The following is a 10705-nucleotide window of genomic DNA, read 5'->3' on the forward strand; positions in this document are numbered from 1 at the left end:
GCGTCTGTAGTGGCCATGGTTTGCGCACTTTTATGGTTGCCTATGTGAAATGTCAACAGACCCTAAAGAAATCTTAGAACAGGAAGCAAAAAAAGTGAAATAAGTGGGAAAATAGACTCTAATATTTTAAAACAGGAGCGCTTGAATGAGTTACATTAGGGAAAGAAAATTAGGTATTCATCAAAGCATAGGTTGGCATTGGACTATAGGATCTTTGGATTCTTTAATCCCGATTAAAAACATTTAGAAAATGTTGCAATTACATTATGATTACTCAGATTATTGTTAGATTAATTATCATTCATCAAAAAAAGAATCAAAGGATGAGGTAAGTAGAATGATTAAAAAAGGGAAATTTGCAGTATTGCGGTGGTTATCTTCTGGGTTAAGAAGGCGTCGGTTCATAAAATTATTTTCAATAATTGACTTCTTATTATCGTTCATTGGTTGCTTTGGCAAGAAATTAGGGTTTGGAGCTTTTTTTTTCATATATGTCGCCGCAGCAGGAGCAACGCAAACTCATGAACAAATTACCGAGCAAGAAGCCTCTTTGTTGATCCAGTATGTAGATGGGAAGAGTCTTACTCAATGCACCAATAAATTGCTTAATTGTCTGGTGAGCATTACGCAAAATCCCAGTTGTTTGCCACAACCAGGCTCTATAACTATTACCAATAACTCCAAACTGATCGCAAAAAACATCAATGCTTTTTCTGCAAATTCCAATTTTCTGACTTATGTGGTGCAAGATAATGGTTGCCCTTCGGCACTAGCTCCAGGAGCTAGTTGCATTCTTTCTTTTTACACCAATACCGCAGTGGCTTTTTTGGTGTCTAATGTTGCGGTTAAAGGAAGTAACACTAATGCTACTTATTTTGATATGCAAGCCTTTGTGTGCAGTGCTCCGCAGGCAGAAATAAGCGCTTCACCACTTTCCTTGACACTGGGTACAGTTGCCCCAACGAATCAAGGAGCGATTACCATAACCAACAATGCCTCTTCACCAGTTAATGCTGAGGCGATTACTGCAAATTTAAGCGGAACTGGTAGTGCCTTAAGTGTGAGCTATACTAATTGCAGCTCTGTTGCACCAGGTGCTACCTGCACTATTACCTTTACGGCCAATAGTTTATTGGCACCCAGCAACATTCAAATTAGCGGTAGCAATACGAACGTTGTAGTTGCGACCGTAAGTGTTTTATCTCCAACACTGTCCGTGCAACCTACCGCTGCTATTCCAGTCAATGACCCCGCGGGCGTGAGTGTTACGGTGACTAATCTGAGCAGTGATCCTGTATACAATGTAAGTGCCGATTTATCTGCTACAGGATGGAATGGGGTTAATAGTTCAACTTGTGCTGTGATTGCCGCGAACGGCGGAACGTGTGCTCTGAACTTTACGTCAAGCACTGTAACTCCTTATGTAGCTCAGGGGGGGATTGTCATTAGTGGCACCAATGTCAGTGTACCTACGACAATTGCTTTAGCCTTCTCTATGAATGGCTACTTAGTATTTTCCGTGCCTAATAGCACCACCGCCTATGTGGTAGCTGATAGTGATGCAGCGGGTTCACCTGCTTATTGGGGGGCTGATAGTAGTGGTAATCCTGATTCGACCAGTATTTGGGGGATTGCTGATACTTCTACTTCCATAAGTCCTTTCCCTAATGCAACCCAACCCTCTGGCCAAACGGCTACACAATATGCGGGGCAGCAGAATTGTGATGGTCTAACCGATAGTTCTTGTAACTCAGGGAATATCTTTATTTATTATAATAGCTTTATCGCAGGAGCTCCTGTCCCAACAAGTGATTATGCTGAAGGTCTCTGTTATCAAATAACGTCCGATAATAGTGGCTCAGTAGCCGCAGGTACTTGGTATTTGCCCTCTATTTGCGAATGGGGAGTCTATAGCTCTTCTACTATTGGTCTAGATGCTGGCTGTGGTACGAGTACTGAAAACATCCAGATCAACTTATACAGCCTTGGGTTTGTTGCTGATTTGGCTACGAATCTAAACTACTGGAGTTCTACCGAGTATTCAGGCGCGCCTATGAGCGCTGCATGGTACCAGTACTTTCGCCCGCTTGCTGCTCCCAACCAATTACCCAACGTTAAGTCCGGTCAGTTTGGAGTGCGCTGTATTCGGGCTATTAATTATTAGGCTAGTTAATTAGATATCCAGCCTCCACCCAAAGCTTTATAAAGTGCAATAAGATTAATCGTTACTTGCCCTGTTGATTGTGCTTGTTGATCTTCTAATTGATTTAGTTGGCGTTCTACATCAAGAACGTCAATTAGAGAGGTTTGTCCTGTCTTGTACTGTAACTTGATCAGTCGATGAGCTGATTTTAATTTAGCATAAGATTCCTGGATTTTTTGTTTTCTTAAGCGTTCACGATTATAACGAATAAGACTCGATTCTACATCAGCAAGCGCTTGTAAAACTGTTTTTTTGTAGTTTGCCAAGGCATTATTACGCGCTGCTTCTTGAGCACGAACAGCATTTTTTAAGCGGCCGCCCTGAAAAATGGGCAGTGAGACTTGGGGGCCAAAAGACCAGTAGCCACTTGCTGCTTTAAAAAAAGCACCGGGAATCGTCGTGTCTGAGCCTATATCACCCACCAGCTGGAAGCGCGGAAATTGATTGGCTCTGGCAACACCGATATCTGCTGTTGCTGCGGCTAAATCGCGTTCTGCTATTTTTATATCCGGCCGTCTGAGTAATAAATCAGACGGTAAGCCAATGGCTAAACTGGTTGGCTTGATGGTGGGGATTGGTGCTGTTTGAGTGAGCTTATCCAATAATGATTCAGGATATTCGCCAACTAATACTGCTAATGCCGCTAAAGAGGCTTTGGCTTCTGCTTGTAATGGCATTAATGTTGCTTTAGCAGATAGGACTTCACTTTCCACGCGACTTAGATCAACGCCCGTTGCTGAGCCTGCTTGCATTTGCAATTTAACTAATTTTACTGTTTCGCTATAAGATTTAATGGTATTTTGAGCAATAATAATGCGTTTTTGATAAACGCGATATTGTGTATAAATATTTGCGACTTCAGCGGCTGTTGAGATAATGACATTCGCTTGATTTTCAATAGCGCTTTGGAATCGCGCTCGTGATGCTTCAACGCCACGGCGGATGCGGCCAAAAAAATCAAGTTCCCAGGAGGCATCAAAGCCAAATTTATAATCTGTATAATTTAAAGGAACAATACCGTTAGGGAAGGCTACTAGAATTTCACTATTAGCACTTAAACGATCGCGCGAAATTTTTCCACTGGCATCTAATTGTGGGAAATAGTCTGCTTTGCTAATGCCTAGTTCAGCACGGGCTTGGCAAATGTTGGCATAAGCCTTTTGAATGTCCAAATTGTTTCCGCGCAGAGCCTGATTAATGAAACGAATTAAGAGTGGATCACCTAAAGAGTCCATCCAAAATTGATTTGTTTTTTTAGCAGGGCTATTTTGTTTCGCTAAACTATATTTTTCTGGAAGTGGCGTCTCAGGTTTATGGTAATTAGGACCAACAGTGCAACTTGTTAATAATGAAAGTAAAAGAGGCCATGACCATGTTTTATTGTGTGTCGAATATAAGCGAAAAAATACCATTTAAACCCTCAAAATAGGTTATTTTATATACTGTTTAAACATAATATACGATAAGGATAGTGTTATTGATGCAATAATTAATAAAGGCCATAAATCGACCCACACCAGTGCCATATCAAATCCTTTTAAATAAATTCCTTTACTAATTACAATAAAATGACGAACAGGATTGAGCCAGGTAATGGATTGTAATGGTTCGGGAATATTCTCAATCGGTGACACATACCCGGAGAGCAGAATTGCGGGCATGAGAAAACCAAAAACACCTAAAAATGCTTGCTGCTGAGTTGCACTTACTGAAGAAATGAATAAGCCGATTCCGGCTAACGAAAGCGCATAACATAAAAGGCACAGATAAAGCAGCATTATGGAACCTTGAAACGGAACACGATACAAAAATATGCTGACAATGAGAATAATTGAGGCTTGCATTGAAGAAATAATTAACGCGGGGATTGTTTTCCCCATCATGATGTAGCCAGGGGTAAGTGGTGAAACAAGTAATTGCTCAAAAGTTCCTTGCTCACGCTCGCGGGCCACGGACATTGCCGTCACAATTAAACAGCCAAGGGTTGTGATAATTGCCACCAAACTAGGGAGAATAAACCAGCGGTATTCAAGGTTTGGGTTAAACCAATTGTGCACAATAAGGGTGGATATAGGTCCGTGCGCCATATTTTGGAGTTGCAAGTCAGTCTGATAATTATTTACAATTTCCTGGACATAGCTTGCCGCAATTTGCGCAGTATTCGAACGTCGGCCATCGAAAATGGCTTGTAGTGTTGTGGTTTTTCCGGAGGCAATCTTGCGGGAAAAATCACTTGGGAAGGTTACGACTAACAACGCGTGTTGATTATCAATGGTATCGTGGACTTCTCCTATACTATGTATCATTTTTAATTGTGTAAATGACTTAGCTTTAGCCAAGCGCTGCATCAGTTCTACAGAATAAGCGCCAGTATCTTGATTATAAATGGCAATGGTATTATTTTTTACTTCCAGCGTTGCTGCAAAAGGAAACAGCGCTACCTGCAGAATTACCGGTAAAATAAGTAAACGTCGACTGTCCGAGTCATGGAATTGCGCTTGCAATTCTTTCCAGATTAAAGCCAACAATCGACGGAACATTTATTCACCTTAATCAAGTCTGCGACCTGTAAATTTATAAGTTAAACCTAAAAATATTAATGCAGAACACAATAAAAATAACGCATTTTTAAACAGTAATGTGCCGATATTACCTGCCAGAAAAAGTGTTTGTAATGCAGAGACAAAATAGCGCGCCGGAATAATATACGTTATGGCTTGCACCACGGTAGGCATGCTGCTAATTTCAAAAATAAATCCGGACAACATCATTGCTGGTAAATAGGCAATATTTAAGGCTGCCTGCGCGGCATTAAATTGATTGCGTGTTATGGTTGACAGCAATAAACCAATACCAAGAACACTGCCTAAGAACAAACTTGATTCAATAAATAAGAGCATAATCGAACCACGTAAGGGCGTTCCTAATATCGTAATTGCCGTTACTGTGCAAACGATCATCGCGACAATACCGAGGATGTAATACGGGATTAATTTGGAGAGTAAAAACTCCATGCGCGTAATCGGTGTTGATAAGAGAGCCTCCATTGTTCCATTTTCCCATTCTCTGGCAATGACCAAGGATGTTAATAAAGCACCAATAACTGTCATAATCAAGGCAATAGAACCTGGTACCAGGAAATCGCGGCTGATTGCTGCTGGATTAAACCAATAACGATTTTCCAGAGCAATGCGATTCAATTGTGGTTGGCCAATTTCTATACCGCGCTGTTGCTGCCAGATATTCCATGCTCCAGTAGCATATGCGGTGACGAAATTTGCAGTATTGGTTTCTGAGCCGTCAGTAATAATTTGCACCGGAGCAATACCATCAGCTTGTTGCAAGCGCAGGGAAAAATTAGGTTGTATGGCCACAAAACCACGTACATTTCCAGCGGTAAGTTGCTCTGCTGCCTCATGATTGTTGTTCATCGGAATGACTTTAATGTAGGGTGAGTCGCTAAAGGCCTTTGCAAAGCGTTGTGCCTCAGGACTGGAATCATTCAACAGCAGGCCAAGGCGAATTTTGGAGGTATCAAGATTGATGCCAAAGCCAAAAATAAAAAGCATCAACATCGGTAAGATAAAGGCAATCATGATACTACTGGGATCGCGGATAATTTGATAATACTCTTTTTGACATAATGCAGCCCATCGACGTAGAGCACCATGCTGATGAATAAAGTCAGCTCCTCTGCTGCTTTTTTCGTCGCTGCGTATGATTGGGGGAGAGGTAACGGTTGATACCATATTGATGGTTTGATTTTCTTGATCATGTTTTAGTACTAAGCCAATAAAGGCATCCTCCATCGTTGGTTCAGGTTGTTGCTTATTCATAATCAGTTGTTTTAATTTATCGGGGGTACCCGTTTCGATTAATTGGCCGCGATAGACTAAGCCAATTCGATCACAATATTCGGCTTCATCCATATAGTGTGTCGTTACCATAATGGTCACACCTTTCTCAACTAAACCATTGATATGGGTCCAGAACTCACGTCGTGTCAGTGGATCAACTCCTGATGTAGGTTCATCCAGAAACAAAATGGTGGGTTCATGCATAATGGCACACGCTAAAGACAATCTTTGTTTAAATCCAAGCGGTAATTCATTGGTTTTTGTATCTAAAAACTCGTTGAGCGCAAAGGCATTAATCATCTCGGTAATTTTTTTAGTTTGTTTTGTTCCTGAAAGGCCATAAATTCCTGAAAAAAACTGTAAATTTTGTTGTACGCTAAGATCGCCATAAAGAGAAAATTTTTGCGCCATATAGCCTAGCTTCTGGCGGGCTTTACTGGCACTTTTTTGCAGGTCAAGCCCCATAACCGCCGCGGTTCCTGAGGTGGGTGCTAATAATCCACACATCATTTTAAAGGTTGTTGATTTTCCTGCACCATTTGGGCCTAATAGACCAAAAATTTCACCTCGTTTTACCTTAAAATTGACATCATTCGTCGCAGCAAAAGTACCAAACATCTTCGTCAAATGCTTCGCTTCAATAACCGTATCCGATTCGGTCGTGATTTGCACTGGCTGCATGACTTTAGTTAATATTGAATCGCCACCAGGCCCCCCGCCAAGCAGGTCAATGAATGCATCTTCAAAGCGTGGTTTTACAGGAACTAATCGAGCGCTTGCCCCAGCGTTTAATAATTCCAGGCAAGGTAGTTTTCCTTCATCTCTTAAGAGGAGACGCACATTTTTTCCTTGAATGACGCCATCCATGACTTCTTTACAGCGCAGTGCGCGTTGCAGTACCAGGCGATGATCGCCTTCAATATTTTGCACCTGGATACTGCGTCCTACAAGTTTTGCCGTTATTGTTTGTGGGGTACCTGAATAAACAAGTTGGCCTTCATTCATGAGAAGTACTTCATCGCAAAGTTCGGCTTCATCTAAATAGGAGGTGCTCCAAATAACCGTAATTCCCTCGTCAATGAGTGTGTTGACCATTTTCCACAATTCACGACGCGAAATGGGGTCTACGCCAACGCTCGGTTCATCTAAGAGAAGAACTTTGGGACGACCCAATAGAGCGCAGGCTAAGCCCAGTTTTTGTTTCATACCACCAGATAGTTTTCCGGCCGCTCGTGTGGTGAATCTGGTGAGATCGGTGAAGTTCAGTAAGCGTGCAAATTCTTTAGTACGCTCATCAGCCAATACTCCGCGCAGATCAGCATAAAGAATCAGATTTTCCATAACCGTGAGATCTTCGTATAAACCAAATTTTTGCGGCATATAGCCTAAAATTAAGCGTAACTCATTGGTATTAATGGTTGGCTCTAAACCATCAACATAAACATGTCCGTCGGTGAACGACAATAGACCTGCTATGATGCGTATAAGAGTAGTCTTTCCTGCACCATCAGGGCCAATTAAACCTGTAATGCTTCCTCGCTTAATCTGCGCAGAAACGCTTATCAAGGCTGGTGAAATATCCTTTATTGACGGAAATTTTTTGGTAAGCCTTTCAATGATAATGGCGTTGTCTGCATGACTTGGTGAGGCATTTTCATTTTTTGAGGTCATCAACGCTCCGCGTTTAATCTATAAACTTCACCGTGACAGGCATTCCCTGACGTAATTCGTGTTTCGGATCGCGCATAATAATTCTGAGTCGATAGACCAGTTCGGTACGCAAATCAGTTGTTTCAACCGTTTTAGGGGTGAATTCAGCAGTTGGTGATACAAAACCAATGACTCCGTCAAATGAGTCATTGGGTCTTGAATCCGCATAGACAATAACCCGCGTTCCTTGTTTTGCCTTAGTGAGTTCTTTTTCAGATATATAAGCACGCACCCAAACAGGATTAACTAAAGAGACCGTAATCACTGTAGCTCCAGTTGCTAACATAGTGCCTGGCTCCACGGCTCGTGTCAGAACGGCTCCATCAGCCGGTGAATAAAGATAAGTATCTTGTAAGCGTAGTGAAGACTGAGATAAATCAGCGATCGCTTTTTCAAGGCCTGCTTTCGCTGCATCTCGTGAGGTAAGTGCATTTTGATAGCGATCAATTGATGAGGCACCGGTTCCATATAATTTCTTTTCACGCGCATAGACTGTTTCTGCATAGGCAAGGGCGGCTTTTTGCTGGTTTACTGCTGCTTTTGCAGAATTAACTTCGCGTATATATGGGGCTGAATCAATGCGTGCAATTAATTGGCCTTGATGAACGTCATCACCTTCATCTACGGTTAATTCGCTTAATCTTCCGCTGACACGAAAAGACAGATTGACATCACGTATATCAACATTACCGTAGAGAGTAAGACGTTGCGGAGGAGAATACCACTTAGTAACTGTATAATAGAGCGCAAGAATAACTAAAACACTAATCCCTAATATGAGGGTAATCCTTTTCTTTGGCATAAACAGTCTCTTTAAATATGCGGTTTGGCTATTCTCAACATGCTCTAACTACTTAGATAAATTTCATTTTTCTAGGGGCTTTTTTCATTATATACCCCTAAAAAAGGTTAATCTATCACTTTTTAAGAGAACAATGTCTTAATCACCAAAGTCAAAAACCACAAATAAAACCAGATTAGCCTACAATGGGCTAGACTAATAGTATCAGAACTTCTTATCCAGAATTTACGTTAAAATTAAGATGACAGGAGGTAAATATGTTAACTACGGATGTTTTAAATATTAATCCGAAACTTGTTTGTTTTATCATTGATAAAGCAAAAGAGTTTCAGGCAAAAGAAGGGGTTACTTTCGATGAAGAAATACCCAATTCAGAATATGATTATGATATAGCACAAATTTTGGCAGATCACCCCGATGATCTTACTTATGCCGAAGTGAGGCACATTATTGAGGAGCTTGATGACGATCAAAAAGTTGATTTGCTTGCATTAATGTATCTGGGGCGAGGTGATTTTAGCGATCAGGATTGGAGTGGCGCACATAAGGAGGCAAGGAATAATTTAGCTCCTGATTTAACGGAATACTTATTTTCCAAACCTACCATTGCGTATTATTTGGAGCAAGGATTAGAGTTTTTAGGTTACTCCTGTGATGAGTAATAAATGCGTCTATTTCAACGGCTAAAAGAATGGTGGCATGAGCGTATTATACAGCAATCACCCATTGCCGATATTGAATGGCAGCGTGCATTTCACTATTTACCTTCACTGCAGCGCTTGAGCATGCAGGAAAAAGTAAGGCTAAAACGGCTGGCTATTTTATTTCTTCACTACAAATCATTAGAGGGTATTGGTGCGCTGCAAGTCACGACCTCTATGCGCTTAATCATTGCGTTACAGGCTTGTCTTCCTATTCTAAATCTTGGTTTGGATTGGTATAGCGGTTGGGTATCGGTAATGATTTATCCTGGGGCCTTCTCGAAAGAGCGTAGCGAGACAGATGAGTATGGTGTGGTCCATCAGGGGAGGGCTAATTTGAGTGGTGAGTCGTGGCAACGAGGGCCAGTCATTTTGTCTTGGAGTGATGTGTTACACCGCAGTGACATCGATGGACACAATGTGGTGATTCATGAATTTGCACATAAGTTGGATATGAAAAATGGCCGCGCAAATGGTTTTCCCCCCCTTCATCGCAATATGTCCGCAAAAAAATGGTCTGAAGTATTTAATCGTGCCTATGCTGATTTTGACCAGCATTTACAAGAACCCGAGCCTATTCCGATTGATCCTTATGCAGCCACGTCTGCCGGCGAATTTTTTGCAGTATTTACGGAGTTGTTTTTTGAAAAACCAATAATAATTAAACAATACTACCCTGAGGTATATGACTTACTAGTTAGTTTTTACCGTCAAGACCCATTAGGGTCTTTAAAAATAAAAGCTTAAGTTTAAAAAAAATCTTAGTGGATTAATTGTCATCACAATGCCCGGGTTAAGTCTATACTGTAATGAAACAGTAAAGACAAGGATGCGCGATGAAATCTGTTCAATCAGTCAAGGACGAATCTTTAAAACATATTGTGCCGGAGCAGCGTGATGTTGTTGCACGATCTGGGGAATTATCTGAAACAAGTCATCCTTTATTAATTGCGCGTCTGCATCAACTGCGCAAGCTCAAAAGTATTCATAATAAAATCGATGATCTTAATTTCAACGCGCATATGATCCGGGAATTTAATTATCTTTGTGAGCACAATATTTTATTTTTCCTGACTGCAACGGGTCAATTTGATGCTCTTCGTAAGCTTCTTAATGCTAAAACTGCATTGGCAAAGGTGTTTACTTTAAAGCGGAAAATAAAAAGAAAACGCAGTAGGGCAGTGGCTAAACGACATCATTTTCCTAAGCCAACGACTTTATTGCCTGAAATGGAAGAGCAACCTCTCATTCACCATGATGAAAGTCTACTGTCAGCACAGGAGATTACAAAAAATACTCCAGTCCATTATCGTTTTTTCATGCATTCAGGAAATGATAGGCATGTTGTTTTAATTGCGCTTGATAAACTTGGTCAGCCACTTCAACTTGGCAAATAGGGCTTGCATCGAACAAAAGGGGTTGGGAGGGCGTG

General features: G+C 41.2%; 8 protein-coding genes. 4 read left to right on the forward strand and 4 right to left on the reverse strand.

Translation table 11 applies throughout. From position 1 onward, the window contains the following. Nucleotides 1–337 precede the first annotated feature (337 nt). Complete coding sequence (locus LDG_RS11305; protein WP_040535564.1) at nt 338–2164, forward strand: hypothetical protein; 1827 nt, start codon at nt 338–340, stop codon at nt 2162–2164. A 5-nt stretch (nt 2165–2169) separates the two neighbouring features. Here LDG_RS11305 and LDG_RS11310 read toward each other — a convergent pair whose 3' ends face one another. Genes LDG_RS11310 through LDG_RS11325 form a run of 4 tightly spaced genes read right to left on the reverse strand, consistent with a single transcriptional unit; the run spans nt 2170 to nt 8572 of the window. Further along, nucleotides 2170–3615, reverse strand: a complete 1446-nt coding sequence (locus tag LDG_RS11310) for an efflux transporter outer membrane subunit (RefSeq protein WP_006871504.1) — start codon at nt 3613–3615, stop codon at nt 2170–2172. An 18-nt stretch (nt 3616–3633) separates the two neighbouring features. Beyond that, entirely contained in the window at nt 3634–4743 is a 1110-nt protein-coding gene (locus LDG_RS11315) for an ABC transporter permease (protein ID WP_006871505.1), read from the reverse strand. Nucleotides 4744–4752: 9 nt separating this feature from the next. Next, the gene (locus LDG_RS20735) at nt 4753–7731 is read right to left on the reverse strand and encodes an ATP-binding cassette domain-containing protein (RefSeq protein ID WP_006871506.1); all 2979 of its coding nucleotides are present in this window, start codon (nt 7729–7731) and stop codon (nt 4753–4755) included. A 13-nt stretch (nt 7732–7744) separates the two neighbouring features. Continuing rightward, nucleotides 7745–8572 (reverse strand): efflux RND transporter periplasmic adaptor subunit, encoded by an 828-nt coding sequence (locus LDG_RS11325; RefSeq protein WP_006871507.1) that lies wholly within the window; start codon nt 8570–8572, stop codon nt 7745–7747. Between the two features lie 257 nt (nt 8573–8829). Here LDG_RS11325 and LDG_RS11330 point away from each other — a divergent pair, with 257 nt between their 5' ends. The 3 genes from LDG_RS11330 to LDG_RS11340 all read left to right on the forward strand — a co-directional run bounded on the left by LDG_RS11330 (nt 8830) and on the right by LDG_RS11340 (nt 10670). Further along, nucleotides 8830–9234, forward strand: a complete 405-nt coding sequence (locus tag LDG_RS11330; RefSeq protein ID WP_006871508.1) for a DUF3775 domain-containing protein — start codon at nt 8830–8832, stop codon at nt 9232–9234. A gap of 3 nt (nt 9235–9237) precedes the next feature. Further along, nucleotides 9238–10020 carry a M90 family metallopeptidase gene (locus LDG_RS11335; protein ID WP_006871509.1) on the forward strand — a complete coding sequence of 261 codons (783 nt, stop codon included), beginning with the start codon at nt 9238–9240 and terminating at the stop codon, nt 10018–10020. 89 nt (nt 10021–10109) lie between these two features. Continuing rightward, complete coding sequence (locus tag LDG_RS11340) at nt 10110–10670, forward strand: hypothetical protein (RefSeq protein WP_006871510.1); 561 nt, start codon at nt 10110–10112, stop codon at nt 10668–10670. The last annotated feature ends 35 nt before the right edge of the window (nt 10671–10705 follow it).

This window comes from Legionella drancourtii LLAP12, assembly GCF_000162755.2.
In the GTDB taxonomy this organism is placed as follows: Bacteria; Pseudomonadota; Gammaproteobacteria; order Legionellales; family Legionellaceae; genus Legionella; species Legionella drancourtii.

Bases quoted from the DNA above. Each gene is read 5' to 3' on its own strand.
- LDG_RS11305 (WP_040535564.1), top strand. From the start codon at position 338: ATGATTAAAAAAGGGAAATTTGCAGTATTGCGGTGGTTATCTTCTGGG.
- LDG_RS11310 (WP_006871504.1), bottom strand. From the start codon at position 3,615: ATGGTATTTTTTCGCTTATATTCGACACACAATAAAACATGGTCATGG.
- LDG_RS11315 (WP_006871505.1), bottom strand. From the start codon at position 4,743: ATGTTCCGTCGATTGTTGGCTTTAATCTGGAAAGAATTGCAAGCGCAA.
- LDG_RS20735 (WP_006871506.1), bottom strand. From the start codon at position 7,731: ATGACCTCAAAAAATGAAAATGCCTCACCAAGTCATGCAGACAACGCC.
- LDG_RS11325 (WP_006871507.1), bottom strand. From the start codon at position 8,572: ATGCCAAAGAAAAGGATTACCCTCATATTAGGGATTAGTGTTTTAGTT.
- LDG_RS11330 (WP_006871508.1), top strand. From the start codon at position 8,830: ATGTTAACTACGGATGTTTTAAATATTAATCCGAAACTTGTTTGTTTT.
- LDG_RS11335 (WP_006871509.1), top strand. From the start codon at position 9,238: ATGCGTCTATTTCAACGGCTAAAAGAATGGTGGCATGAGCGTATTATA.
- LDG_RS11340 (WP_006871510.1), top strand. From the start codon at position 10,110: ATGAAATCTGTTCAATCAGTCAAGGACGAATCTTTAAAACATATTGTG.